The 24,112-nt window shown below is 67.1% G+C and carries 26 protein-coding genes; 6 read left to right on the forward strand and 20 right to left on the reverse strand.

What is annotated here, in order from left to right:
• From ACLARN_RS39030 to ACLARN_RS39075, 10 genes are all read right to left on the reverse strand, one after another.
• The coding region (locus ACLARN_RS39030) for a DUF222 domain-containing protein (RefSeq protein ID WP_409496511.1) at positions 1 to 845 on the reverse strand (845 nt) is incomplete at its 3' end.
• A gap of 129 nt (positions 846 to 974) precedes the next feature.
• Positions 975 to 1,964, reverse strand: a complete 990-nt coding sequence (locus ACLARN_RS39035; protein WP_409496512.1) for an NADP-dependent oxidoreductase — start codon at positions 1,962 to 1,964, stop codon at positions 975 to 977.
• Positions 1,965 to 1,979: 15 nt separating this feature from the next.
• Positions 1,980 to 3,200, reverse strand: coding sequence for an MFS transporter (locus tag ACLARN_RS39040; RefSeq protein ID WP_409496513.1), 1,221 nt, complete (start codon positions 3,198 to 3,200; stop codon positions 1,980 to 1,982).
• On the reverse strand, positions 3,197 to 5,152 hold the full coding sequence (locus ACLARN_RS39045; RefSeq protein ID WP_409496514.1) for a phenylacetate--CoA ligase family protein: 1,956 nt from the start codon (positions 5,150 to 5,152) through the stop codon (positions 3,197 to 3,199). Before ACLARN_RS39045 ends, ACLARN_RS39040 begins: the two co-directional genes overlap by 4 nt.
• Complete coding sequence (locus ACLARN_RS39050; protein ID WP_409496515.1) at positions 5,149 to 6,336, reverse strand: acetyl-CoA carboxylase biotin carboxylase subunit family protein; 1,188 nt, start codon at positions 6,334 to 6,336, stop codon at positions 5,149 to 5,151. The genes ACLARN_RS39045 and ACLARN_RS39050 overlap by 4 nt, the downstream gene beginning before the upstream one ends.
• Positions 6,336 to 7,292 (reverse strand): 3-oxoacyl-ACP synthase III family protein, encoded by a 957-nt coding sequence (locus tag ACLARN_RS39055; protein ID WP_409496516.1) that lies wholly within the window; start codon positions 7,290 to 7,292, stop codon positions 6,336 to 6,338. Before ACLARN_RS39055 ends, ACLARN_RS39050 begins: the two co-directional genes overlap by 1 nt.
• Positions 7,289 to 8,134 carry a TauD/TfdA dioxygenase family protein gene (locus ACLARN_RS39060; RefSeq protein WP_409496517.1) on the reverse strand — a complete coding sequence of 282 codons (846 nt, stop codon included), beginning with the start codon at positions 8,132 to 8,134 and terminating at the stop codon, positions 7,289 to 7,291. Before ACLARN_RS39060 ends, ACLARN_RS39055 begins: the two co-directional genes overlap by 4 nt.
• 23 nt (positions 8,135 to 8,157) lie before the next feature.
• On the reverse strand, positions 8,158 to 9,387 hold the full coding sequence (gene hemA / locus ACLARN_RS39065) for a 5-aminolevulinate synthase (protein ID WP_409496518.1): 1,230 nt from the start codon (positions 9,385 to 9,387) through the stop codon (positions 8,158 to 8,160).
• 51 nt (positions 9,388 to 9,438) lie between these two features.
• Complete coding sequence (locus ACLARN_RS39070; protein WP_409496519.1) at positions 9,439 to 11,274, reverse strand: Xaa-Pro dipeptidyl-peptidase; 1,836 nt, start codon at positions 11,272 to 11,274, stop codon at positions 9,439 to 9,441.
• Between the two features lie 582 nt (positions 11,275 to 11,856).
• Positions 11,857 to 13,293 (reverse strand): MFS transporter, encoded by a 1,437-nt coding sequence (locus tag ACLARN_RS39075; protein ID WP_409496520.1) that lies wholly within the window; start codon positions 13,291 to 13,293, stop codon positions 11,857 to 11,859.
• A gap of 269 nt (positions 13,294 to 13,562) precedes the next feature.
• Here ACLARN_RS39075 and ACLARN_RS39080 point away from each other — a divergent pair, with 269 nt between their 5' ends.
• The 3 genes from ACLARN_RS39080 to ACLARN_RS39090 are packed head-to-tail and all read left to right on the forward strand — an operon-like array spanning position 13,563 to position 15,235.
• Positions 13,563 to 13,796, forward strand: a complete 234-nt coding sequence (locus tag ACLARN_RS39080) for a hypothetical protein (protein WP_409496521.1) — start codon at positions 13,563 to 13,565, stop codon at positions 13,794 to 13,796.
• Positions 13,786 to 14,304, forward strand: a complete 519-nt coding sequence (locus ACLARN_RS39085; RefSeq protein ID WP_409496522.1) for a DUF4396 domain-containing protein — start codon at positions 13,786 to 13,788, stop codon at positions 14,302 to 14,304. The genes ACLARN_RS39080 and ACLARN_RS39085 overlap by 11 nt, the downstream gene beginning before the upstream one ends.
• A 10-nt stretch (positions 14,305 to 14,314) precedes the next feature.
• Positions 14,315 to 15,235 carry an alpha/beta fold hydrolase gene (locus ACLARN_RS39090; RefSeq protein ID WP_409496523.1) on the forward strand — a complete coding sequence of 307 codons (921 nt, stop codon included), beginning with the start codon at positions 14,315 to 14,317 and terminating at the stop codon, positions 15,233 to 15,235.
• Positions 15,236 to 15,437: 202 nt separating this feature from the next.
• On the opposite strand, the gene ACLARN_RS39095 is transcribed toward ACLARN_RS39090, so the two are convergent.
• The 4 genes from ACLARN_RS39095 to ACLARN_RS39110 are packed head-to-tail and all read right to left on the reverse strand — an operon-like array spanning position 15,438 to position 19,253.
• Positions 15,438 to 17,693: a heavy metal translocating P-type ATPase gene (locus ACLARN_RS39095; protein ID WP_409496524.1), complete on the reverse strand. Its 2,256-nt coding sequence runs from the start codon at positions 17,691 to 17,693 to the stop codon at positions 15,438 to 15,440.
• Between the two features lie 26 nt (positions 17,694 to 17,719).
• Entirely contained in the window at positions 17,720 to 18,682 is a 963-nt protein-coding gene (locus tag ACLARN_RS39100) for a hypothetical protein (protein ID WP_409496525.1), read from the reverse strand.
• Positions 18,683 to 18,733: 51 nt separating this feature from the next.
• Positions 18,734 to 18,940 carry a heavy-metal-associated domain-containing protein gene (locus ACLARN_RS39105; RefSeq protein ID WP_038520511.1) on the reverse strand — a complete coding sequence of 69 codons (207 nt, stop codon included), beginning with the start codon at positions 18,938 to 18,940 and terminating at the stop codon, positions 18,734 to 18,736.
• A 31-nt stretch (positions 18,941 to 18,971) separates the two neighbouring features.
• A complete protein-coding gene (locus tag ACLARN_RS39110) occupies positions 18,972 to 19,253 on the reverse strand; it encodes a metal-sensitive transcriptional regulator (protein ID WP_125792463.1) in 282 nt (93 codons plus the stop codon).
• A 165-nt stretch (positions 19,254 to 19,418) separates the two neighbouring features.
• Here ACLARN_RS39110 and ACLARN_RS39115 point away from each other — a divergent pair, with 165 nt between their 5' ends.
• The gene (locus ACLARN_RS39115) at positions 19,419 to 19,700 is read left to right on the forward strand and encodes a metal-sensitive transcriptional regulator (protein WP_409496526.1); all 282 of its coding nucleotides are present in this window, start codon (positions 19,419 to 19,421) and stop codon (positions 19,698 to 19,700) included.
• A gap of 54 nt (positions 19,701 to 19,754) precedes the next feature.
• Here the strand turns inward: ACLARN_RS39115 and ACLARN_RS39120 are convergent, their stop codons facing one another.
• The 3 genes from ACLARN_RS39120 to ACLARN_RS39130 form a co-directional block, all read right to left on the reverse strand.
• Complete coding sequence (locus ACLARN_RS39120; protein WP_409496527.1) at positions 19,755 to 19,988, reverse strand: CDGSH iron-sulfur domain-containing protein; 234 nt, start codon at positions 19,986 to 19,988, stop codon at positions 19,755 to 19,757.
• A gap of 5 nt (positions 19,989 to 19,993) precedes the next feature.
• The gene (locus ACLARN_RS39125; protein ID WP_409496528.1) at positions 19,994 to 20,200 is read right to left on the reverse strand and encodes a heavy-metal-associated domain-containing protein; all 207 of its coding nucleotides are present in this window, start codon (positions 20,198 to 20,200) and stop codon (positions 19,994 to 19,996) included.
• 118 nt (positions 20,201 to 20,318) lie between these two features.
• Complete coding sequence (locus tag ACLARN_RS39130) at positions 20,319 to 21,008, reverse strand: class I SAM-dependent methyltransferase (protein ID WP_409496529.1); 690 nt, start codon at positions 21,006 to 21,008, stop codon at positions 20,319 to 20,321.
• Between the two features lie 36 nt (positions 21,009 to 21,044).
• Here ACLARN_RS39130 and ACLARN_RS39135 point away from each other — a divergent pair, with 36 nt between their 5' ends.
• Positions 21,045 to 21,485 carry a MerR family transcriptional regulator gene (locus tag ACLARN_RS39135; protein WP_409496530.1) on the forward strand — a complete coding sequence of 147 codons (441 nt, stop codon included), beginning with the start codon at positions 21,045 to 21,047 and terminating at the stop codon, positions 21,483 to 21,485.
• A gap of 91 nt (positions 21,486 to 21,576) precedes the next feature.
• Positions 21,577 to 21,894 (forward strand): hypothetical protein, encoded by a 318-nt coding sequence (locus ACLARN_RS39140; RefSeq protein WP_409496531.1) that lies wholly within the window; start codon positions 21,577 to 21,579, stop codon positions 21,892 to 21,894.
• 33 nt (positions 21,895 to 21,927) lie between these two features.
• Here ACLARN_RS39140 and chrA read toward each other — a convergent pair whose 3' ends face one another.
• From chrA to ACLARN_RS39155, 3 genes are read right to left on the reverse strand one after another with little or no spacing between them, the layout of a single operon-like run.
• The gene (chrA, locus tag ACLARN_RS39145; RefSeq protein ID WP_409496532.1) at positions 21,928 to 23,112 is read right to left on the reverse strand and encodes a chromate efflux transporter; all 1,185 of its coding nucleotides are present in this window, start codon (positions 23,110 to 23,112) and stop codon (positions 21,928 to 21,930) included.
• The gene (locus ACLARN_RS39150; RefSeq protein ID WP_409496533.1) at positions 23,109 to 23,306 is read right to left on the reverse strand and encodes a hypothetical protein; all 198 of its coding nucleotides are present in this window, start codon (positions 23,304 to 23,306) and stop codon (positions 23,109 to 23,111) included. Before ACLARN_RS39150 ends, chrA begins: the two co-directional genes overlap by 4 nt.
• On the reverse strand, positions 23,303 to 24,088 hold the full coding sequence (locus ACLARN_RS39155; protein WP_409496534.1) for an ArsR family transcriptional regulator: 786 nt from the start codon (positions 24,086 to 24,088) through the stop codon (positions 23,303 to 23,305). Before ACLARN_RS39155 ends, ACLARN_RS39150 begins: the two co-directional genes overlap by 4 nt.
• Positions 24,089 to 24,112: the final 24 nt, after the last annotated feature.

Consider the following 24,112-nt stretch of genomic DNA (forward strand, 5'->3'; position numbering starts at 1 on the left):
ACCGTGTTCGGCCCGGTCGCGATATGCCGGGCCAGCGACGCCGGAAGGTGACCGTGCCCGGCCAGCTCCGCCGGATCATCATTCAACCCGAGATAAGTGAACAAATCCATATACAGGAACACCTCCGCACGTTCACTCACCCCGCCCTGGCCGCCGAGCAGGAGATCGAGAGCGACGTCGGCACGCAACTGGTCGAGGGTGCGGGTCTCGCCCCCGGTTTTGAGCGCCCTGGCTTGACGATCGATCCGACTGTAGGCGGCGTTCACCTTCTCGACGGGGCCATCTTCGACCTCGATCGACGCCACCCCGGTCTCACCCTGCCGCACCGCCAACCGACGACCGCCACGATGCTGCTCGGAACGTTTGTCGGCGCCTTCGCGGTCGACCGTGGACGCCGCATAACTCGCCGCTTTCCGGATCTGCTCGGAATTCTTCCCCGGCAACCGTTCCTCCAACAGGGCATCAGCGGCGAGGGCGTCCTCGTCCGACAGCCACGCGGTCGCGGCGGCGACTTTCATCGCCCCGAACTCACTCACCTTCCCCTGATCCATCAGGTTCAGGGTGCGGGGCAGGCGGGTGGTCAACGCGTCGGCGGCAGCGACCATCTCACCCGCATGACTGTCCACAAGAGACAACGCGAACGCGACCTCCTGCGTGACACTTCGCGCGCCCTCACGATGCCGGTTCAGCTGCGCCAAGGCGCGGAACCGGACCGCTTCCAGACGCGCGATCCCCTCCGAAGCCGCAACCGCCACAGCAACAGAATCCCCGTCATCCAACAACATCAACGACGCATTGACTTCCTCCAAGACCTTCGGATCGGTTGTGTCTTCGAGTAGCGCCACAGGCGCGGCTTTGTGAATGTCCGCACAAAGGAACCTACAACCGGCCACCGACAGTTTCAGACCACGCGACCACGATAAGACGTCGCCGTTTTTCGGCGACTTGAGGTTGAGCGTCCCTATTCGCGCCCCTCATACCTGGACGATCATCTTCCCCATGTTCTCCCCACAGAGCATGCCGATGAAGGCATCCACGACGTGGTCGAAACCGCCGACGATGGTCTCGTCCACTTTGACTTCACCGCTTTGCAGGTGCGGGACAAGGAATTCCTCCAGCTCGCCTTGGCGATGCCGGTGATCGCGGACCAGGAACCCTTCCAGCCGCAGGCTTTTGTCGACTATGTCGAAGAGATTGCGCGGTCCCGGCGGGGGCTCGGCACTGTTGTACTGGCTGATCGCACCGCACCACGCGATCCGGCCGCGGTCGCGCAGGGCACCGATGGCCGCTTCGAGCTGATCCCCGCCGACGTTGTCGAAGTACACGTCGATGCCGTCGGGGGCGGCCGCCGCCAGCTGGTCGCGGACCGGCCCGTCGTGGTAGTCGAAGGCGCAGTCGAACCCGAGGTCGTCGACAAGATGCTTGACCTTGGCCGCGGAACCGGTGCTTCCGATCACCCTCGCGGCGCCGAGCAGGCGGGCGAGCTGCCCCGCCGAGCTTCCGACGCCACCGGCCGCCGCGGAGATGAACACGGACTCCCCCTCGCGCAACCGCGCGATCTTGGTCAGCCCGACGTAGGCACTGAGCCCGGTTCCGCCGAGGATGCCCAGGTAGGCACTGGCCGGCACACCCGGCACCGACGGCAGCACTCGTGCGCCGCCACTCTCCACCAAAGCGTGCGTACGCCAGGCTTGCCGGTGGAACACCAGATCTCCCTCGGCCAGCCCGTCGGCGTGCGACTCGACGACCCGGCCGATCGACCTGCCTTCCAGCGGGACGTTCAGCTCCCAGATCTCGTCCATGGATTCGCGCATGTACGGGTCGACGGAGAGATAGACGTTCTCCACCAGCGCCATGCCGTCCGCCGGCTTGGGAACGGGCCCTTCCACGAAGGTGAAGTCCTCCGGGACCGGCAACCCTCGTGGTCGCCTCACCTGATGCACGGTCCAGGACCGGTCAGCCATCGTTTCTCCCTCGTCTCATCGCGTCACCGGCACCCGAGGCCGGAACCCGAGCGCCACCCACAATCCGCACAGGGTGAAAGCCGCCAGAATCGCCGCGAGACCGACAAAGGCGGAACCCAGCGAGATCTCCGAAGCCCGGCCGATCAGCGGCATCAGCAACGCCGTGCCCAAGCCGATCGCCAACAGGCGTAACGAAGCCATTTTCGCCTTGTCCGTGTCGCCCGCGTGCTGCTGCAGGGTGGTGATCAGCCAGGTAAGGCTGTTGAAATTGGCGAAGCCGACGACGAAATAACCCAGGAAATGCAGCGCAGGCTGACTCGACACCGACAAGAGCAAGGCCATCGCGGCCTGCACGCCCGCCCACACGGGCAGCAACCGCTGGGTGACCGTGTAGCGGGTGACGAGACTCGCGGCGAGCATTCCGATGCCGAACGTCGCCTCCAGTGCCGCGATGAACCAGCTTTGGCCGCCGTAGTAGTCGGCGACGAGTGGCACGACCAGCGTGCTCAAGCTGTGCGCGGCGACGAAATCCGCCGCGCACATCACGAGCATGGCGAAGACCACCAGTTCTCCACGGTACTGACGAAGCATCTGCCGCCAGTCACGGACGGCCGCGGGCAGGGCCGCGCGGAGCGGCACCGACGAAAGCGCGCCTCGGCCTTCGTCCTTGTCCAGCTTCACCGTGGACATCCACAACGCGGCGCTCGCCGACGCCACCGCGGTCAGCAGCAACGCGTGGGCGGCGGTGCCCACGGTCAGCATCAGGCCGAGGAGTGCCATCCCGCCAAGGACACCGACCTGGATCGCGGCGCCGCTCAGGCCGTTGACCTTGATCTTGTTCTCCTCGCTCACATGATGTGCGATGAATTTGAACAAGGCCGTTCGCTGGACGTTGTCGAGCATCGCCAGCAGCATCGCGGCGATCGTGATCAACGGGACCGCGTGCGAGGCCGCCCCCGCGCCCAGCAGGGCGATCGACAGCACCACGATCGCTCGCGAGAAGCTGCAGATCGCGTACACCCGCTGGGACTTGAGGCCGTCGACCAGCGGGCCGGCGAACGGCAGCACGACGATCGCGCCGATCCCCTGTGCGGTGACGACCACCGCGAACGCCAGCGGCGTACCGGTGATGGTGAACAGCAACTGTCCCAGAGCGAGGACGTAGATCCCCACCCCCACACTCGACAACAGGATCGAACCGAGGACCGTGCGTGACTTGGGATCCCGCCAGATCATCGCTGCCCCACGCGGCGGTCGATGATCGGCTTGATCTTGCCGCTCACCGGATCACGGTCGAGGGTGCCCTCGGCACGGCACTCGACGATGAGGTCGAAGACGTCCATGGTGTCGTCGAAGTCTTCGAGATCCTCGTCGAGTTCGAACCACTCAAGCAGGTGGCCGCGTACTTCCGCGGGATCCGGCGACAACGGCGATTCGATCCGCGCGATCAGGGTTTCCTTGCCGCCGTCCGAGAAGATTTCGACCTGGAGCTGGGAAACCTGGAACTTCGCCAGCGCGGCCATCACATCCCGGTAGTCCAGTCTGCTCCGGCTCGCCATGATCTTGATCAGCCCGTCGGAACGGCCGAGATACTCGAGCACCTTGCCCGAAACCCCGCAGCCGCACTCGTGGTGGTAGACGCGGCCGCTGTCCCCGATCCGGTACCGGATCAGTGGCCCCTCGAACTTCTGCAGGCTCGTGATCAGCAGATCGCCGGGTTCACCGTCCGGCACCGGATCGCCGTTCTCCCCGACCACCTCGATGAGGTTGTAGTCCTCACAAAGGTGGTGTGTCGTCCCGCTCAGCTCCCCGCATTGGTAGCCGAGCTGGGCTCCGTCGTTCGCGGCCAGGATGCTGGAGATGGTCTCCGTGCCGAGGTTCTCCCGCAGCCAGACCTTGTCGGTCTCGCTCATCGGCAGGCCACCGTAGATGACCTTCTGAAGGCGTAGTCCGGGGCGGCGTGCCTTCGCCTCGCGCAGCAGGGGCATGATCAGCGCGGGCTGCCCGACGAGCACGTTGGGGGCGAAGATGTCGGTCACCGTCACCAGATCCTCGACCGAGATGGCCTGGCCCATCGTGTAGCACTCCACCGGCATCTTGGCGAACTCGCTGAGTGTGGTGGTGAGCCCGCCGTACAGCTTGCCGCCGTAGAGGGTGTTGATCAAGCGGTCGCCCGCGCGCAAGCCGAGTTCGTAGAAGAGCGGCACGGCCTCGCGCACCATGTTCTCCCAATCGGTGCGCGAATACACGACATAGCGCGGCTGCCCGGATGAGCCCCCGCTGCGCAGCACCTCGCCGCTGGGCGGGTCGTCGGTCAGCATGTCCCGGCCTGCGGGCAGCGAATGCGCGTCCAGATCGGTCTTCTCCAGCACGGGCAGCCGTGACAGGTCCGCCAGCCCGTCGACGGCCGGAAGGTCACGGTAGAAGGCGGTGCGCCGGGCCCGTCCGACAACGTACCGGAGTTTGGCGTCCAACCGTCCGGTCCCCTGTGCGTCATCGAGGCTGCGGACGACCGAAAGCCGGGTGCCCATCCGGTAGTCCCGGTGGAACAGCCGCCGGACCCAGTGCGATCGGCAGTCCAGTTCCAGTGCCGAAGCGGCGGCCCTCGCCGCCTCGCCGGGTCTCCCTGGGTCGACGTGGATCCGGATGTCCCACGACCTCGCCTGCTCGTCCGCGCCGAACAACTCCTCGTCGCCGTACTCGGCCGACGGACCGCCCGGCCGGATCGGGACCAGGTCCGGGACGTGGACGACCACGCCTTCCGGGACGACCTCGCGCTCGTCGGCCACTCGTGCGTCCGGCAACGGGAAGCCGGGCTGCCGCAGCAGTTTGATCAATCCCTCCCAGAACGGCCGCCTCGCGGTGCGGATGACCACGGTGTCGCCTGCCGCCCAGCCGAGCAGGAGCCCCCGTACCGTGTTGCCCGCCCGCCGATCCTCCAGGACCAGGGTGCCGATCGGCCGGAACTCCTCGACGTCGTTGGTGTCGACCAGCAGTCGCCAGGGGTACTGATCCAAACCGCCGAAAAGCTCGTCGAGCGCTCCGGCCAGTCCGCCGGCGAAGATGGCCGTCAGCTGGGACAGGCCCGCTTCCGCCAGGAGCGTGCTCAGCTCGCCGTCCGGGTCGTCGGACAGTGCGGCCGCCGCATGGTCGACCGCCAGCACCAGGTCGGTCGGGTAATGCCTCATTCCGCTCCTCCCGCGTCGACCGAAATGGATCGCGCGCACTCCGTGAGGAAATCCCTCAGTACGCCGGCGTCGCGATGGGACGCCTCGATGAAGACCGGTTCCAGCCACTCGTGGTACGTGATGTGGTCGGGCAACGGATCCGTGGGCGCCAGCTGGTAGACCTTGTCCACACAGGAATGTGTGCGCAGGCGATCGGGGATCGTGATCGTATGCCCGCGCCCCCTTTCCAGATGATGCCCCGGAAACACGAGCCAACCGTGGTATCGGCCGCTGGCCGCGGCGGGCTCCGGCCGGTCCAGGCCGAGCCGGATCGCGATCTCGTGTGCGGGCAGGTGCACGCCGCGATGTCGTAGGTGCGCGGTGATCACCCCGGCGCCACCGACCCGGTTGGCGACCTCCAGGAAGATCAGATCCCTTTGCGGCGTCTCGAACATCTCGAGATGCAGAGAGCCTTCCTCGATCTCCAACGCTTTGACCACCTGCTCCGCGAACGCCCGATGCCGGGGGTCGTACGGGATCTGGTGCGACCCGAGCGGCAGGCCATCCACGAAGTCGATGGGCTTGTTGACGTAACGGCTGACCGCGAGGTCGACCAGCGCGCCGTCGCTCACCAGGCCGTCGGCGTGCAGGATCTCCCCTTCGACGTACTCCTCGAGCTGGTAGTCGTGTCGCTTGTCCAGCTTCCAGTAGGCACCCAGGGCGTCCATCGCGGTCTCGTAGACGTGGACGTCCTCGCTCGAGGCGCCTCGACGTGGCTTGAGGACGGTCTTGCCCCGCCATGGCAAGGGACGGCAACTCATCGGAGCCGCGACGAACCGGGGATACCGCAGTCCTGATTCGGCGAGTGCCTCCTTCATACTCACCTTGTCCCGGATCCGTTCCAGTCGAGGCAGCGAAGTGCCGTGCAGTCCCAAGTGGTTCCGCACATGCCAGGCCTCCAGTTGCCCGAACTCCGAGAGCGAGAGCACCTTTTCGAAACCATCCGCGCGTGAGACACGGGACGTGATCCCCTCCACCAGGTCCTGGCCGTCTTCGAGTTCGACGCGGACGCAGCGGAGATCTTCCGGCAGATCCGCCATCCGGCGCGGAAAGCCGATGTAGGTCACCTCGTGGCTTTGGTGGTCGAGGGAATTGCGGTAGTCGATTTTGGCGTCGGGTACCTGGTGGATGACCAAGATCTTCATTACTGACACTCCAAGGCCGTGATCCCCCAGCTGAAGCCCATCGCGCTGGTCGCGAGCAAGATCAGGTCACCGCGGCGCAGCCTTCCCTTCCCCATCAGCCCCCGCAAGGCGATCAGCGGGTCGGCGCAGCCCATGTGGCCGAGCCGGTCATAGTTGAAGACGCTCTTGTCCGCGGGGATGCCGATGGCGCGGAGCAACTTCTCGTGCATGCTCCGGTCGCCTTGGTTGATCAGGAAGTAGGCGATGTCCTCCAGTCCCCTGCCCAGCGCCGACAGCGTTTTCGCCACCAGAGAAGTGAAGTTCTCGACGTAGGCCTCCGCGAGTCCTTCGCGATGGCTTTGCCGCCGGATGGTGACCCGGTCCGGCCCTCGCTCGCCGGCGTAGTAGTCGGACCAGCCGGGATCGGTGCTCATGGCCGAGTGCAGCACCTCGAACGTCGGCGCGCCGCGGCCGAGCAGCACCGCGGCGCCCGCGTCCCCGAAGTTGAACAGTGCCTTGGAATCCGGGTCGCTGTAGTCGACAAGGTGACTCAGCCGGTCTCCGGTGAGCACCAGGATGTACTCGCTGCGGCCGAGGGCGAGTTCGGCACAGGCGACCTGGACGGCCGCCATCAGCGCGTTGCAGAAGTTCACCACTTCGAAGCAATGCGCCTCATCGACACCCAGTTCGTGCGCCACCTTGGCCGCGGGTGACCAGAACGGGATATCCCATTCGCCCGAGCCCGCGTAGATCACCTGCCCGATGGACGACCGCGGCACCCGGGTGCGTCCGAGCACCGCGGTCGCCGCGGCGAGCGCGAGTTCCCACGCTTGTTCCCCTTCGCCCAGCACGGGGAACTCCTCGCAGTGCGTGATCGCCAAGATCTCCGCGATGTCGACACCGGACGCGGTGTGCATGTCCTGGACTTTCGCGCTGGCCCGGGGAAAGACCACCTCGAAGTCGAGGATTCCGCTCACCGTTCGTTCGATTCGATACTGATCCGGTGCACCGTGCGGGAAACGCCGGGCTCGACGGCGGTCGCCGCGTGGTACGTCGTCGCGGTCTTCCACACCACGAGGTCGTTCGGTGTCCACCGGTGGGTGTAGACGTGGGCTTCGTCCTGGATCAGCTGGTCCAGCAGCGCGAAGAAGGCCTCGTTTTCGTTGGCGTCGAACCCGTTCACCGAATCCATGTACTCCGGCGCGCCGTAGAGGTACTCGCGTCCGGTGTCCGGATCCACCCGGACCAGCGGGTGTTCGACCTTCGGGTGTTCAAGGTCGACCTTCGCCCTCAGCTCGGCGATGGACAGGCCGACGTCTTCGGCGCGGACCCGGAACCGCTTGTTCACCGTGTGCAGCGCCGTACGCCCGGCGATCTTGGCCTTCCACTCCGCGGGCAGGCGGTCGTGGACGTCCGCCGCGTTGGCGTAGAGGGTGTGGCCGCTGGTCCGCGGGACGTTGACCCCGTGGAGCATCGTGTACGGCGCGGGGGTGCCGACGTAGGACGAGTCCTGGTGCCAGAAGTTCCCGACCCGCGCGACCCCGATCGGCTTGTCGTTCTTCACCTCGTTCGAGGAGATCATGATCTCCTGGATCTCGGGATGACGGTACTTGGCCATCAGGAACGGCACCGGCTTGCCGAGCCGCTGAGCCAGTTCCAGCTGCTGTCGCGGTTTCAGCGCGAGACCGCGGACGACGACGAGTTCCCGCTGGTGCAGGATCTCGGTGAACTTGCCGAACACCTCGTCCGTGGCCAGTTCCTCATAGGTGAGGTCCAGCATCTCGGAGCCGATGAAAGAAGTGAGTTCGTTGATCCGCATTTCTTCTCCTGAACTGTGTTCGATCAGCCAGTGGTGGTGGTTTCGTCCTCAATGGACAGACAATGCCGGAGTGCGCCGACGAAGGCATCGATCTGCTCGTGCGTGCGATAGGGAGCGACGGTGATCCGGAATCGCTCACTTCCCTTGGGAACGGAGGGGAAGTTGACCGGCTGCACATAGATGCCGTGCCCGTCGAGCAACCGCTTCGACACCTTCTTGACCCGATCGCTGCCCGGCACGAGCACCGGTACCAAGTGGCTCTCGGCGTCCAGGAACTCGATGCCCGCGGCGCTGAGGGCCTTCTTCAGGTAGGTGACGTTCGCCCGCAGGTCACGCCGCAGGCTCTCGTCACGCCGGATGACTTCGAGGCTCTTGAGCGTGCCGTCCAGCACGGCCCTGGGGATGGTGGTGGTGAAGATGAACCCCGGCGCGTGGGAACGGACGTAGTCGAGGGCGCTGTCGGGGCCGGCCACATAGCCGCCGGTGGTGCCGACTGCCTTGCCGAAGACCCCCTGGATGAACGTCGCACGGTGTTCACCGACCTCTTCACAGATACCCGCGCCCGTCGGCCCGTTGGGTCCGATGGCATGCGTCTCGTCGATGAAGGTCAGCGCGTTGTACTTCTCGGCCAGATCGCAGATGGCCGTCACCGGGGCGGTGTCACCGTCCATCGAGTACACGGACTCGAACACGATGAGCTTCGGATGCCCGGGTTCGTACTCGCCCAGCGCCCGTTCGAGCGCCGCCAGGTCGTTGTGCGGGAAGATGTGCTTGCGGCTACCTGAGCGCCGGATCCCCTCGATGAGCGAGCGGTGATTGAGCGAGTCCGAGAAGATCACCAGATCCGGAATTCCCGATGCCAAAGTCGTGAGCGTCTCGAAGTTGGCGACGTAGCCGCTCGTGAAGACCAGTGCGCGCTCTTTCCCGTGCCAGGTGGCGAGTTCGGCTTCCAGCTGGACGTGCGCTTCACTGGTTCCCGCGATGTTGCGCGAGCCGCCGTTGCCGACACCGTGGAGTTCCGCGGAGTCGATCTGCGCCTGGATCACGTCCGGATGCTGGCTCATGCCGAGGTAGTCGTTGGTGCACCAGACCTGGATCTTCCGGCCGGCGTGCAGCGCGTGCCCCTGCTCGGCTGCCAGGTAGCTGCACGGGATGTAGTGCCGGTAAAGACCGCTCAGTTTCAGGTCTTCGACCTTCGCCTTGAGTATGTCCAAAGTGGACTCGGTACTTCGGGTCGCGGATATCGTAGGCATGCTTGTCCCCTGGTTGTTCGATAGATACGTGTGTGAGAAGCCGAGCCGAGGTCAGCCGGCTACCGGCAAAGTGATCTCGCTGAAGCCGAGCTGCGCGGAAATCCGGGTTCCCGCCGGATAGCGCAAGGTGAAATCGCGATCGGTGGAGATCAGGACGACTCCCAGCCGGTGCCCCGCCTTGAACCGGTACTCCTGCGGCTGCATATCCCACCGCAACGTGTAGGTCCGGTCCGGCCGCGGTGGTTCGGTGACGCTCGTCGAATGCCTGTTGCGCACGTCGAGCCAGCCGCGACTGACCACTTGGTACGGCGTCTGCGCGGTGGTGTACCGGTAGATCGCCCGGCAGCCGGAGTTGCCGGGGATACTGTCGCCGAAACACCAGGATTGGTCGGTGGGCCCGAATCCGGTCGGACGGGTATCGGTGCCGTAGTCGACCAGGAGCGCGGTCAGGTAGGGCGACGGGCCGGTCACCGAAGCCCGCAAAGTCACCTCGGGAACCCCGGAAAGGCGCAGATCCTTCTGCAATGGTCCGGTCAGGTACACGAGCCGATTGGGGTCGGCGGTACCGGTATCGGCGACCAGCTCGTCGGCGGTCCGCTCGGGCGCGTCGACGAACTCCTGGCGATGCCCGAAACCGGTGGGCCGCTGCGCCAGACTGCCCGGCTGCGCCTGGGAATCCCCCGCCCCGAAGCGGAAGGTCACCGGGCGCGCGGTCGGATCGGGCCAGTTCCGGTACCCCTGCCAGATCGTGGGCTCGGTTTCCACCTGGACCCTCGGTTCGCCGAGGGCACCGTTGCGCACTCCGTAGAGCCAGTGGTCGAACCACTGGTGGATGGCGTCGGTCCACACCTGCTGCCGGGCGTGGAGAATGTCCACGTGCGGCGTGCGGGCCAGCCACAACCGCCGCGGGACATCGCTGCGCTCCAGCGCTTTCCACAACTCGGCGAACTGTTTGGGTTTGACGTTCCAGTCGCCGACACTGCCCACCTGGAACACACTGGCCTTGAACCGCGGGACGTCCTTGACGAAATTACGGTCGTGCCAGAAGGCGTTGTAGTCCCCGCTGACCCTGTCCATCTCGCGTTCGATTCGGTGAACGGCCTTTTCGCAGACTTCGGGGTTCTTGCGGGTGAGGACCACCTTGGCGTGCAGATCCGCGTCCTCACCGCCATACCCGCCCGGTGCGACCACGCCGCCGTTAGCCCGGTAGTACTCGTACCAGCTGGACACCGACCCAGTGGCCACAACGGTTTTCAGACCGGCCACACCGGTTCCGGCGACGGCCAGTGCGAGCGAAGCGTTGTAGGCACCGCCCGCCATCGCGACGTTCTTCGTGGACCAGTCCGCGCCGATCGGTGTACCTTCGGCCGAGAACGCCCGGGCACGGCCGGTCAGCCAGTCGATCACCGATTTCACGGCGAGTTTCTCGTCAGTGCCGACGACACCCGGGCAACCGTCCGACTCGCCGGTTCCCAAGCCGCTCACGGAAAGGACCGCGTAGCCGCGAGAGACGAAATAGTTGTCGTAGTTGGTGCGGGCGTAATCGACCCCGGGCCATGGCCCGGACGGCGGCGACCATGGGGACAAGCGGGGTACGTCGGTGACGTCCGCCGGGTGGTACGGCGCGTCGACAAGCCCGCCGAAATAGGGGCTTGCCTCCACGATCGACGCGACCTTGAGACCCTGCCGCGTTTCCCTTGGCCGGGTCACATAGGCGGCGACACGATCTTTCCGGCCGTCGGCGTCACTGTCCACCGGCGTTTCGACGTACACCGTCTCGCGTACCGCGTCGGCGTACGAAAAGACGGGCTGGGTCTTTCCGTCGCGCACGATCACCTCGGTCGTGGCCTCAGCCGTCGCGGGTACGAGCGCGACTCCCAATGCCAAGCCGATACCGACTATGAATCCACTTCGGACATTCCGCATCGCCTTCGGCACCCAGCTTGACCGGGCATGATTCATCATCGAGCTTCCCCCATCGCCAGTTGCCCAAAGACTATGACCGAGAACCACGGGGGGCGCAAGACTTTCCACTCTAGCGCCCTTTCGGGCAAATTTCAAAGGTTCAGCCTGCGCCGCTGGCAGTTCGATCATTCTTCTACCGCCGATAAAGGCGTTCAAGGCTGGGAGATCGCACCGATTCCGCTGACACCACCCCGAATCGGGAACGAATCCCACCATGCAGTCTTGGCGTCCCAATACCGCCCGATCACCCGCGTGGCACAAAGCTCCTGTTCATCGAGAAATCAAATATGGACCATTGACCGGAACCGGCTCGTCCATTTGCAGGCATATCATCCGCATTGGTCTGGATAGGTGCGCGCGAGCACTTTGGGAAGCAGCCGGAGGCCTGTCAAGGCGGTCGGTCAGGTAGGGAGCGGGCGGCGGCGAGTGCGGTGTTGTCTGGTGCGACGCCGCGTGGAGGACGGACCTGGAACGGTCTCGCCCTCCACACGGTGCTACAGCCGGTCATCGCAGCACCGCCGGGTCACCTCCGGCGACTTCGCTCGACTGGGCCTTGGGGATGCGCAGGAGGGCCATGGTCAGGAAGCCGCCGGCGATCGCGATCCCCGCGGCACCGAGGAACGCGGCCGAGTACCCGCCGGTCAGCGCGACCGGATCACCGATCCGCCCCGCGCCGAAGGACACGCCGACCGCGGTCATCGCGGCCAGACCGAGCGCCGACCCGATCTGGTACGAGGTGTTCACGATTCCCGACGCGAGTCCGCCTTCCTCCGGTTTCGCACTGGAGATGGCGGTACCGAGCGACGGGATGAACGCCAGCGCCTGACCGAGTGCCGCGCCCAGCGAGGCAGGCAGGACGTCGACGACGAAGTTGCCCGTGGGGCTGACGAACGACAGCCACACCAGCCCCGCGGCGAGCGCCCACAGACCACCGATGATCATCTTCTTCGGCCCGAACCGGCCGATGAGCCGGGGTGCGACGGCGACCATCAGCACGACGATCAGCACCGTCATCGGCAGCAACGCCGCACCACTGGCGAAGGCCCCGTAACCCAGGACCTGCTGCAGGTACAGGTTGAGGAAATACCACATCGGGATCCACGCCGCGCCGAGCAGGAACTGTGCGAGGTTCGCGCCACCGAGGTTCGGCGTCCGGAAAATACCCAGCCGCACCAACGGCACCGCGCGCATCCGCTGGATCACCACGAACACCGCGAGCAAGGCGACACCGCCCGCGAGCGCGCCCAAGGTGCCAGCCGAGTCCCAGCCCGCTTCCGGCGCGCGGACGACGCCGTACACGGTCAGGCCGAGGCCCGCGGTCGCCGCGACAGCGCCGGCGAGGTCGACCGAACCACGCCGGGCAGGCGCGGACGGCATCAGCTTGCCGGTCGCCACGATCGCGACGAGCGAAATCGGGACGTAGAGCCAGAAGATCCACGGCCACGACAGCCATTCGGTGATCACGCCGCCGAGGAACACCCCGGCGGTACCGCCGGCGGGAGCGGCCGCGCCATAGAGCGCGAGCGCCTTCGTCAGCTCACGCGGACGCGCACCGAACAACATCATCAACAGCGTCAGCGCCGACGGCGCGATCAGTGCCGCTCCCGCGCCTTGCAGGACCCGGCCGAGCAGTTCGACCCACGCGGTGCCCGCCATCGCGGCGACCACCGAACCGCCGAGGGTGACGACCCATCCGGCGGTGAACATCTTCCGCGCGCCGAACAGGTCCGAGAGGCGTCCGCCGAGCAGCAGCAGACCGGCGAGCGCGATGACGTAGGCGTTGAACACCCACGACAGGTCCTCCGGGGAGAACCCGAGGTCGTGCTGCATCGCGGGGAGAGCGACGCCGATGATCGAGGTGTCCATGATGACCATGAACTGGGCCAACGCGATGAGTCCCAGCGCCCACCACCGTCGCGGGTCCGGGGTTGTCTCCGCCATGACGACCGTCCTTTCGAGAACTAATTACCCCTAGGGGGTATTGCGGAGTTGAAGGTAGACCGATTCACATCGCCGCACAAGTACCCTGTGGGGGTATCGATGTAGCAATCGTCACAGGAGCCGTTTTCATCGCAAAACCCGTTGCGCGACAAAGAGTCGTCACGTAGAACATCGAGACCTCGACAGGCGATCGCGAACCATCGGCGCTGGACAGGTACCCCATACGGGTATAAAGTTCCCGCCGTCACCCGCCAGAATGAGGAGGAGCCGTGCAGCGTCTTCAGTCGCTTGATCCAGCCGACGCTCCGGCCCGGCAGGGCACCTCCACCGGCGACGAGGACGTCGCCGAGTTGCGGGAACACGGCTGGAGCGATCAGATCGTCGCCGACACGGTGGGACCGGTGGCACTCAACCTGCTGACCGGTTCGTTCACTCTCGGCGCAGGACTCGAACCCGTGCCTGCCGAGCAGTCCACAAAGGAGAAACACGACCATGCCGGTTGAGCACGACCACTCGCATCACGAACACCAGCACCACGGTGATCACGGAGGCCATGAGCAGCACCAGCCTGCCAAGGCGTCCTGGGGCATGGCGGCGTCGGCGACCCTGCACTGCCTCACCGGCTGCGCCATCGGCGAGGTGCTCGGCATGGTGATCGGCACCGCACTGGGCTGGGGCAACGTCGCCACCATCGTGCTCGCCGTCGCACTGGCGTTCGTCTTCGGTTACGCGCTGACCATGCGCGGTGTCCTGCGGGCGGGTGTCGGCTTCAAGCAGGCGCTCAAGGTCGCCCTCGCCGCGGACACCGTGTCGATCCTCGTCATGGAGATCGTCGACAACGGGGTGATGCTCGTCGTCCCCGGCGCGATGGAAGCCGGACTCGGAAGCTGGCTGTTCTGGGGCGCGCTCGCCTTCGCGCTCGCCGTGGCCTTCGTGCTCACGACGCCGGTGAACAAGTGGCTCATCGGCCGCGGTTCCGGACACGCGGTCGTGCACGCCTACCACCACTGACAATTTCGGCATGGAGACCTTCACGTACCACGGCAGTGACGGCTGTCCGCTCTACGCGATCTCCCTCGGATCCGGGCCGCCCCTCGTGCTTCTACACGGGGGCGGCCCGGATCATCACAGCCTCGTCCCGCTGGCCGAGCGGCTGACGGACCGGCACACGGTCATCCTCCCGGACGTGCGCGGCTACGGCCGATCGGTCTGCACCGGCCCCGCCAGTCACACCTGGAGCCGTTACGCCGCCGACGTCGCCGCGCTTCTCGACCATCTCGGTTTCCAGCGCGCCGCAGTCGGCGGAACCGGGCTCGGCGCCACCGTCACCCAGCGCACCTGCCTCGAGCATCCCGGCCGCGTCCGCGCCGCCCTCCTCATCAGCGTCGAGGACATCGAAGACGACGAGGCGAAGCAAGCCGAGGTCGCGTTCATGGACGCGTTCGCTCAGCGTGTCCGGACCGACGGCATCGAAGCGGCATGGGCGCCGGTCCTGCCCGACCTCGCACCGGTCGTCGGCGCGCTGGTGCGAGACGCCATCCCGCGCTCCGACCCCGCGAGCATCGCCGCCGCGGCCGCCATCGGCCACGATCGCTCATTCCGCTCCGTCGACGAACTCGCCGCGATCACCACGCCCACCCTGATCTTCCCCGGCATGGACCAGCGGCATCCGATCGCGCTGGCGGAGAACGCCGCCCGTGTCATGCCCAACGGCCGTCTCGCGCCCGTTTCCCTGTCGGACACATTGCGCACCGCCGCAGATCTCGCCGACGCGTTCGCGCCCGCCATTCGCCGGTTCCTCGCCGAGCACGATGTTCCCAATGTCGCATTTGAGACGCTCAGTGTCCCCGATGAGGCATTGGGGACATCAGGCCCGCAGCGCGTCGTCCTTCACCACATGAGACGCGGTGAGGACCAGGCGCGGCAACGCGGCGGTCAGTGAATCGAGAGACACGGCCTAGATGATCTGGTGGCTCCGCCGTGTCGCGAAAGCCACTTTCGGGACGTCAGATGTCGCGAAAGTGGCTTTCGCGACATGCTCCAGCTGCGTGGCCAGGACCGTCCACTGAGGACAGGACTGTCACGGCGAAGAGGCGCTCGTGCGGCACCGAAAGTGCCGCGCGAGCGCCCGTATCGAGCGAGGGTCAGCTCGCCGTGCTGCGGAATCCCTTGAGCCGCAGGCTGTTCGTGACCACGAAGACCGAGCTGAACGCCATCGCGGCGCCGGCGATCATCGGGTTGAGCAGCCCCGCCGCGGCCAGTGGCAGCGCCGCGACGTTGTAGGCGAAGGCCCAGAACAGGTTGCCCTTGATGGTGCGCAGGGTCCGCCGGGACAGCCGGATCGCGTCCACCGCCGCCCGCAGGTCACCGCGGACCAGGGTCAGGTCCGACGCCTCGATCGCGACGTCGGTGCCGGTGCCCATCGCCAGGCCGAGGTCGGCCTGTGCCAGCGCGGCCGCGTCGTTGACGCCGTCGCCCACCATCGCGACCACCTTGCCCTCGGCCTGCAACCGCTTGACCACGTCGACCTTGTCCTTGGGCAAGACCTCCGCGATCACCTCGGTGATCCCCACCTCCGCCGCCACCGCGCGGGCCACGGCCTCGTTGTCCCCGGTGAGCAGGACCGGCGTCAGCCCGAGCGCCCGCAACTGCGTGATGGCCTCCGCGGAGGTCGGCTTTACCGTGTCGGCGACGACGAGAACAGCTTGGGCCTTCCCGTCCCAGCCGACGACGATCGCGGTACGGCCGTCCTTCTCCTCGGCGGCCTTCGCCTCGACGAGGTCCTCCGGCAGGTGATGCGCCCAGTCCTCCAGCAACGCACTGCGTCCGGCCAGTACCGCCTTGCCGTCGACGATCCCTTGTACACCAAGGCCTTCGACGTTGGTGAACTCCTCGACAGCGGGCAGCTCACCCACTCGCTCGCGTGCCGCACGGGCGATGGCCTGCGCGATCGGGTGCTCCGAAGCGTTCTCCAGCGCCCCGGCCAGCCGCAGTGTCGTCTCCTCGTCGACACCGTCGGCGACGTGGACGGCCACCAGCGACATCTGCCCCGTGGTCACGGTGCCGGTCTTGTCGAGGACGACCGTGTCGACCGACCGGGTGGACTCCAGCACCTCCGGACCCTTGATCAGGATCCCGAGCTGCGCACCACGCCCGGTGCCCACGAGCAACGCGGTCGGCGTCGCCAGCCCCAAGGCGCACGGGCAGGCGATGATCAGCACGGCGACCGCCGCGGTGAACGCCGCCGCCACCGTGCCACCCGCACCCAGCCAGAAGGCCAGGGTGCCGACGGCGAGCGCGATCACGATCGGCACGAAGACGCCCGACACCCTGTCGGCCAGCCGCTGGACCTGGGCCTTCCCGGTCTGGGCGTCTTCGACGAGCTTCGCCATCTGCGCCAGCTGCGTGTCCGCGCCGACCCTCGTCGCACGGACGGCGAGCCGTCCGCCCGCGTTGACCGTCGCGCCGACCACGGCGTCGCCGGGTCCGACCTCGACGGGGACGCTCTCGCCGGTCAGCATGCTCGCGTCGACGGCGGAACTGCCTTCGGTGATGACACCGTCGGTGGCGATCTTCTCGCCCGGCCGGACCACGAACTGGTCGCCCACGACGAGCTGGTCGACCGGGATACGCACTTCCTTGCCGTTCCGGAGAACCGCGACGTCCTTCGCGCCCAGCTCCAGCAGCGCCCGCAGCGCGGCACCGGCCCGGCGCTTGGACCGCGCCTCGAAGTAGCGTCCGGCGAGGATGAACGTCGTCACCCCGGCCGCGACTTCGAGATAGATGTTGCCGTCACCGGCCATCCGCTCCACGGTCAGCTCGAAGGCGTGCGTCATCCCCGGCGTTCCCGCGCTGCCGAACAGCAAGGCGTACAACGACCACAGGAACGCGGCCAGCGTGCCCATCGAGATCAGCGTGTCCATGGTGGCCGCGCCGTGGCGCAGATTCGCCCACGCCGCCTTGTGGAACGGCCACGCCGCCCAGACCAGCACCGGCGCCGCCAGCGTCAGGGAGATCCACTGCCAGTAGGTGAACTGCAACGCGGGCACCATCGCCAGCAGGATCACCGGCACCGACAGCACCGCGGAACCGATCAGCCGCTGCCGCAACGGAGCGATCGGATCGGCCTCCTCACGAGGTTCGTCCGGGCCGGTCGTCTTCTCCGGTGCGGGCACGGCGGCCGAGTATCCGGCCGCCTCCACCTGCTCGATCAGCCGCTGGGGTTCGATGTCCCCGCTGTAGGTGACCTTCGCCTTCTCCGTGGCGTAATTCACCGTGGCGGTGACGCCGTCCAGCTTGTTCAGCTTCTTCTCGATACGCATCGCGCACGACGCGCAGGTCATCCCGGTGATCGCGAGTTCGACCTCGGCCGTGGTGGCCTGGTCCAGATCGGAAGTCATCGTGGTCACTCCTCTCCGGCTCGCGGTCAGCCGTGTCCGCCGTGGCCGTCATCGGCCGGCGGGGGTGGGGTTTGGTTCTGCGTGGCCGAAAAGGCCGGTGTGCCTGTGGTGGGGACAGTGAACTCCGCGGTGCGGACCTTGCCCTGATGCTGGAAGTCCAGGAACAGCCGGTAAGTGTCATTCGACGGGACTTCGGCGAAGAAGGTCACCGTGGGGCCGGGCTTCGTGCGGCCGTCACCGGGCTCGCCGTCCGGGTGGACGTGCAGGTAGGCGAGGTCGCCGCCGCGCAGCGCCACCAGATGTCCGTAGGCACCCAGGTACGGCTGGAGATCTGTCACGTCACGGCCGTCCTTGGTCACCGTCAAGGTCACCTTCGACGCCCGGCCCGGCGTCAGCTCCCCGTCCAGGCGGACCTGGTAACCGTCGACGTTCGCGACCCGCGACGGCTGGTGCTCGACGGGCTTGAACTCCCCCGCCGCGGCGACGTCGACGCCCAAGGTCGTGGCGCTTCCGCCGGTCGGCTTGAAGTCCGCGAAGACGCGGTACGAGCCCGCCTGCGGCAGCGCGAGCGGCACCGTCCAGAGGCCGTCCGCCCCCAGTTCGGGATGTATGTGCTGGAAACCCGCCGTGTCGCGGCGGACGACGATCAGGTGCATCCGCTTCTCGTGTTCGACGTCGTAACCGGTGACCGGCGCGCCGTCAGGCCCGAGAACCTTGAAGGAGAAGGGCTGGTTCGTCCCCGCGGTGAGCGTCGTGGTGGTGGGCGTGAGGGTGTAGCCGCCCCTGGACGACGCGAGCCCGCCGGGCTCGTCGGTCGGCGCCGCCTCCGCGACGGTGCCGCTGTGAGCGTCCCCGTGCCCGGCGTCCTCGCCACCGGGCAGGCCGGCAGCGCCGGCGAAAGGACCGACAGCGGTGCCTGCGACCCAGGCGCCACCGGCGACCAGGGCAAGCGCCACACCGTAGGCGGAGAGCTTCGCTGTTGTGTTCATCGTGAAGTCCTTAGTGCGGGGTGGTCCCCGCGATCGGGAGCGGACCGCGGATCAGGCGGTCAGCTCGTATCCGGCTTCTTCGACGGCCGCACGGACATCCGCGACCTCGGGTTCCTGGGAGCTGGTCACGGTCACCGCTCCGGTGGGCAGATCCACGCGGACGCCGGTGACGCCGTCGATCTTGCCGACCTCTTCGGTGACGGAACGGACGCAGTGGTCGCAGGTCATGCCGGTGACGGTGTAGGTGGTCTCGCTCATCGTGGGTCTCCTCCAGTTTCGTTGCGCTGCTTCAGGAACGGACAAGGCGGGCGATGACGTCGCTCGCTTCCTGGATCTTCTCGTCGGCTTCGGCGCCGCCCTTGGCGATGGCGTCGGACACGCAGTGCCGGAGGTGTTCGTCCATCAACCCCAGCGACACCGACTGCAACGCCTTGGTGGCCGCGGACACCTGCGTGAGGATGTCGATGCAGTACTTGTCCTCTTCGACCATCCGCTGCAGACCCCGGATCTGTCCTTCGATCCGCCGCAGCCGGGTCAGGTATTCGTCTTTGCCTTGCGTGTATCCGTGCATCTCTCGTCCTCCTGGAACCGACTTTACATACCCTAGGGGGGTAGGGCAACAGGCATACCCCCATGACGTATGTCACCGTCCGCTTCCGCGGCAGCCGCTTTCGACGCACCGCCCCTCGACGGGCATGATTGAGCCGTACGCGGAATCCCGACTCGAGGAGTGAGCGTGGCCGATCACGGCGACGACAAGGCGAGCCAGCTCAAACGCCTGCGACGCGTTGAGGGGCAGATCCGGGGCCTGCAGAAGATGGTCGAGGAGGACAAGTACTGCATCGACGTCCTCACCCAGGTCTCCGCGGCGACCCGCGCCTTGCAGTCGTTCTCCCTCGAACTCCTCGAGCGGCACATGGCCGGCTGCGTCGTCGAAGCCGCCGCGAAAGGCGGCCCCGAGGCGAGCCGGAAGATCCGGGAAGCCTCCGAAGCGATCGCGCGCCTGGTGCGCTCCTGACTTCTGCGGCACGACGAGCGGGCGGGTGACCTTTTCACGTCACCCGCCCGCTTCTTATTCCGCCTCGACGACCGCCCTGGTCGCCGTGAACCCGGTCCGCACATGGGCACCGTCGCAGAACGGCTTTTTCGCCGAGTTTCCGCACCGGCACAGCACCTGAGTACGTCCGGTCAGTTCGTATTCTTCGCCGTCGTGGTCGACCAGCCGGACAGGCCCCTTCACCTGATACGGCCCGTTGTCCACGACCTTGATGACGACGGCCGGTTCAGCTCCGTTCTCCTCGGCCATCGACGTCAGCCGACCACCTCGTAGCCCGCTTCTTCGACCGCGGATCGCACCAGCCGCGCGTCGACCAGCCCCTCGCTCACGACGGTCACTTCACCGGTCGCGATGTCCGCGTCGACGTCGCTGACCCCGGCGACGCCGTTCACCGCCGTCGTCACCTTGTTCATGCAGCCCGAGCAGGTCATGCCCTTGACCGTGTACACGGTGGTGCCCATCAGCTCTCACCCTTCGGTTCGAAAAACTCGTTCACGCCACCACGGTAACATTACCCCCGTAGGGTATGTAAAGAAGCTGTTGTCCTTACCTCACAACAAGGACGTGTCCCTGCGCTGCTCATAGCCGCGCTGCTGGACGAGTGCCGGGCTCGGCGGCGGGTGCCACGTGCCCGATGACGCACGCCACCGGCGGGTCGAGGTCGAGCATCTCGGTCCGGAGACGCTCGAACCCGGCCTCGGCAAGCTGGCTTGCCAGCTCGTGGGCGGCCACCGCCGAAGTGGCCGCGGTGGCACCGGGACAACGGGGCTGGGATACCAGAGCGATGCGGCCGCCGGGCCGCAATAGCCGGGCGAGTTCGCGTAGCCGGGCTGCCGGGTCGGGCCACATACCTGCTGTGTTGACCGCGAGCGCGGCGTCGAATGGCCCGTCGCTGATCGACAGGCTCTCGACCGACGTGTGCACCAGGCGTACTCGTCCGGTCCTGATGGCGGTCCTGTTGCGGCGGCCGGCCTGGCGGATCATGACCTGCGAGTGGTCGACGCCGACGACCAAGCCCCGGGACGCTCGGGTGGCGAGGGCGGCGATGGCCACGCCCGGACCGCAGCCGAGTTCGATGACGCGGTCGGTCGGCTGGACGTCGAGAAGCCGTACCGCCCAGCGGTTGCGCGCCACGTTCGACGAGCGCCCGCCCATGATCCAGCCGACGACGTGCCCGACGACTCCGGTCGGCCGGCGGAACTGCGCCAGCCCGCCGCGAGGACCCCACCATCGCAGGATGCGGCCCAGCACCCTCTCCTTGATCTTCATGAGGTGAGCCAAGCACTTCGAGTACGCTTGAAGTCAATGTCTGCTACCGAGCGCACCCCGGCGTCGTTGTCCATTGGCGAACTGTCCGAACGGACCGGCGTGCCGACGAGCGCGCTGCGGTACTACGACGAACTCGGCTTGGTGCGGCCGACGGCACGGGAAGCGGGCCGACGGCGCTACGCCGAGTCGGCGGTCAGGGACGTCAGCGCGATCCTCTTCTTCCGCGAGATCGGATTCTCGCTGGCGGAGATCGGGCGCTTCCTCACGGGCGAGCGCCAAGGCCGACGGGAAATGATCGATCACAAACTGGCCGAACTGACCGAACAGCAACTCCGGATCGAAGTAGCCCGCACCGCACTCGACCACGGCCGGAAATGCCCGGCCAGCGATCCCCTGAAATGCTCCCGATTCTGGGCGATCATCGAAGGGCGACAGCGCGGCCTCTCACTGGAAGAAAGTCACTCGCGAGCGCACTGACAGACCAGCCGTGTGGTGTGTTCGACTGACAGTGCGCGGACGCGCCTGCGGATATCTTGTGGCCGACCCCCACGACATCTTGAGGAGCATCATGACGACCACCCGGCGCGTTCTCACCGTTCTGGCCACCGCAGGTCTGGCCATCTCGGTCCTCGGCGCGGGTTCCGCCTCGGCCGCGACCAAGGGCAACATCTACATCTCCAACAACTGCGGCAAAGCGGTCTCCACCACGATCCACCGCACCAACGGCTCGATGATCGCGGGCACCGGGGCCGCTCCGGCGGGCAGCTACTTCGGCTACCCGGTCGACTTCGGCACCTATCAGGTTCGTGTGCCCGCCGGTAACCGGAACGTGAAGATCCTCGACCTCGGCGGCAGGGCACAATCGGCCATCGTCAAGGCCTGCTGACCTGCGTTGGGGCATCGCGCCAGGGCTCCGCGATCAGCCCGGGACGAACACACCCATCAGGGCGAGCGCGGTTCCGACTCCCGCCGCGGCGAGAAGGGTGGTCACGACGCCGCGCCTCAGTACGAGAAGCAGGATCAAGGCTCCGGCGAGCACCGCGTACTGCCATAGCTGGGTCAGGCTCAGTGCGAGCGGGATCGCCGAGCCGAGGATCGCGCCGATGGCGGCCGGGCCCGCGCCGTCGAGGAACGCGCGCACGCCGGTGTTGCCGCGCAGCCGGTCGAAGTGCTTGGCGCCGAGCAGGACGAACAGGATCGACGGCGCGAAGGCGACCACGGAAGCCAGGATTCCACCGGCGAGCCCGGCTGCCGCGTAGCCGACGACGGCGACGGTCTGCACCACCGGGCCCGGGGTGACTTGGCCGAGTGCGACGGCGTTGAGGAATTGTCCGGCGGTCATCCAGTGGTAGGTGTTCACCGCATCGTCCTGCATGAGCGGGATGATCACGAAACCGCCGCCGTAGGACAGCATCCCGACTTTGAGCGCCACCCAGGCGATCGACGCGAACACGCCGGCGCCCGCGGTCGCGGTGAGCAAGGTCTGCGCGGGAAGGGCGAACAACGCCGTGCCCGCATCGCCGCGGCGGGCGCGGTGCGCGGTCAGTTCGACCAGTCCACAGCCGAGGAGCACCAGGACCAGCCACGGGCCGAGGAGTGCGGCGGAGGCGATACCCGCGATGACGTAAAGGATCCAGCGCACCCGGCCGGGGCCTGCCACGCGTCGCCATCCTGGGAGCACGAGCGCGGCCCCCGCGTGCACCGCGACGGCCGCGACGGCGGCACCCGCTCCCGCTCCTGCTCCGCGCACCCAGTTGGGCGGGGATCCAGTGAGGAACAGGGCGGCCAGTGCCAGGATCATGATCAAGCCGGGCACGATGAACGCCGCCCCGCCGACGAGTGCTCCCGCGCGTCCGCGGACCCGCCACGCGGTGAAGACGGCCAGCTGGGTCGACGCCGGGCCCGGCAGCAGGTTGCACGCGGTGATCGCGTCCTCGAACTCCTGGTCCGACAGCCATCGCCGGCGCTGTACACACAACGCCCGCAGCAGAGCGATATGCGTTGGCGGGCCGCCGAAACCGATGCAGCCTATCCGGCCCCATTCCCGCAGCACGGTTCCCAGACTCGGCGCACCGGTTCTGTCCTGTGTGGACTCCTGGGTCATCGGGCGGCGGACTGGAACAGTTCGACCGGGTGGATGCGGTGCCAGCCGCCCGGTGCGGGTGTCGTGCCGTCGGGCATCGGGCACCCGGCGGGGCCGCTGAGGAGCAGCCGGAGGTTGCCGCGCACGGCGAAGTCCAGATGCCGGTTGCAGAACTCGACGGCCGCCTCGACGTCGTCGACCAAGTCCGTCGTCATGCTCGTGTCACCTCATCTTGAGAATTGCCCGTATCGATCGGCACGCCGAAACTGGCGGTCAGGTACTCGATCCGGCTGTCCAGCTCGCCGGCGAGGCGCCGGAACGCCGGGTAGGTCTCCCCCGTGTCGTCGGCTTCCCGCGCCGGATCGGGCAGGCTCCAATGGATCACCCGTGGGTGCCCAGGGAATTCGGGGCAGACCTCGCGGACCCGGTCGCACAGGCTGATCACCCAATGGAAGCGTCTCCGGCGAAGACCATCCACATGGACCGGTTCATGGCTGAGCGTGATCCCGCGCTCGGCCAGGGCGCGCACCGCGTTGGGGTGCAACGGTTTCGGCCGACTGCCCGCGCTGAACACCTCGACCGCCGGGCCGGCCCGGTGCCGCAGCAACGCCTCCGCCATCGGCGACCGGCCACTGTTGCCGGTACACACGAACAGCACCTTGACCGGAGAAACGGATCGTCGACCGTCCACAATGGTCGACGCAAGACCGGGATGAAGCGCGTTTCCGGCGAAGGCGAGCGCATCCGCGCACTGGCGCAGATCAAGGTGGTAATAGGTGTCGCGTCCGTCGAAGCTGCTCCGCCGCGCGGTGACCAGCTCCGCGGACCGCAGTTTCCGCAGGTGGTAGGACACCAGGTTCTGCGGCTGCCCGACGACGTCCACCAGCTCTCGTACCCGGCGATCGCCGTGCGCCAGCTCGCGCATCAGCCGCCAGCGCAGCGGATCACTGGCCAGCCGCACGAATGGCGGCGGCCCGGACGTCTCGACGGTGGACACGGCCCGGACAATACATCAATCCAG

It is taken from the genome of Amycolatopsis sp. cmx-11-12, assembly GCF_046269425.1.
Classification (GTDB): domain Bacteria; phylum Actinomycetota; class Actinomycetes; order Mycobacteriales; family Pseudonocardiaceae; genus Amycolatopsis.

Excerpts from the sequence above, each read along its gene's own strand:
- ACLARN_RS39035 (WP_409496512.1), bottom strand. The coding sequence starts at position 1,964 with ATGGCTGACCGGTCCTGGACCGTGCATCAGGTGAGGCGACCACGAGGG.
- ACLARN_RS39040 (WP_409496513.1), bottom strand. The coding sequence starts at position 3,200 with ATGATCTGGCGGGATCCCAAGTCACGCACGGTCCTCGGTTCGATCCTG.
- ACLARN_RS39045 (WP_409496514.1), bottom strand. The coding sequence starts at position 5,152 with ATGAGGCATTACCCGACCGACCTGGTGCTGGCGGTCGACCATGCGGCG.
- ACLARN_RS39050 (WP_409496515.1), bottom strand. The coding sequence starts at position 6,336 with ATGAAGATCTTGGTCATCCACCAGGTACCCGACGCCAAAATCGACTAC.
- ACLARN_RS39060 (WP_409496517.1), bottom strand. The coding sequence starts at position 8,134 with ATGCGGATCAACGAACTCACTTCTTTCATCGGCTCCGAGATGCTGGAC.
- hemA (WP_409496518.1), bottom strand. The coding sequence starts at position 9,387 with ATGCCTACGATATCCGCGACCCGAAGTACCGAGTCCACTTTGGACATA.
- ACLARN_RS39075 (WP_409496520.1), bottom strand. The coding sequence starts at position 13,293 with ATGGCGGAGACAACCCCGGACCCGCGACGGTGGTGGGCGCTGGGACTC.
- ACLARN_RS39085 (WP_409496522.1), top strand. The coding sequence starts at position 13,786 with ATGCCGGTTGAGCACGACCACTCGCATCACGAACACCAGCACCACGGT.
- ACLARN_RS39090 (WP_409496523.1), top strand. The coding sequence starts at position 14,315 with ATGGAGACCTTCACGTACCACGGCAGTGACGGCTGTCCGCTCTACGCG.
- ACLARN_RS39095 (WP_409496524.1), bottom strand. The coding sequence starts at position 17,693 with ATGACTTCCGATCTGGACCAGGCCACCACGGCCGAGGTCGAACTCGCG.
- ACLARN_RS39100 (WP_409496525.1), bottom strand. The coding sequence starts at position 18,682 with ATGAACACAACAGCGAAGCTCTCCGCCTACGGTGTGGCGCTTGCCCTG.
- ACLARN_RS39105 (WP_038520511.1), bottom strand. The coding sequence starts at position 18,940 with ATGAGCGAGACCACCTACACCGTCACCGGCATGACCTGCGACCACTGC.
- ACLARN_RS39110 (WP_125792463.1), bottom strand. The coding sequence starts at position 19,253 with ATGCACGGATACACGCAAGGCAAAGACGAATACCTGACCCGGCTGCGG.
- ACLARN_RS39120 (WP_409496527.1), bottom strand. The coding sequence starts at position 19,988 with ATGGCCGAGGAGAACGGAGCTGAACCGGCCGTCGTCATCAAGGTCGTG.
- ACLARN_RS39125 (WP_409496528.1), bottom strand. The coding sequence starts at position 20,200 with ATGGGCACCACCGTGTACACGGTCAAGGGCATGACCTGCTCGGGCTGC.
- ACLARN_RS39130 (WP_409496529.1), bottom strand. The coding sequence starts at position 21,008 with ATGAAGATCAAGGAGAGGGTGCTGGGCCGCATCCTGCGATGGTGGGGT.
- ACLARN_RS39135 (WP_409496530.1), top strand. The coding sequence starts at position 21,045 with ATGTCTGCTACCGAGCGCACCCCGGCGTCGTTGTCCATTGGCGAACTG.
- ACLARN_RS39140 (WP_409496531.1), top strand. The coding sequence starts at position 21,577 with ATGACGACCACCCGGCGCGTTCTCACCGTTCTGGCCACCGCAGGTCTG.
- chrA (WP_409496532.1), bottom strand. The coding sequence starts at position 23,112 with ATGACCCAGGAGTCCACACAGGACAGAACCGGTGCGCCGAGTCTGGGA.
- ACLARN_RS39150 (WP_409496533.1), bottom strand. The coding sequence starts at position 23,306 with ATGACGACGGACTTGGTCGACGACGTCGAGGCGGCCGTCGAGTTCTGC.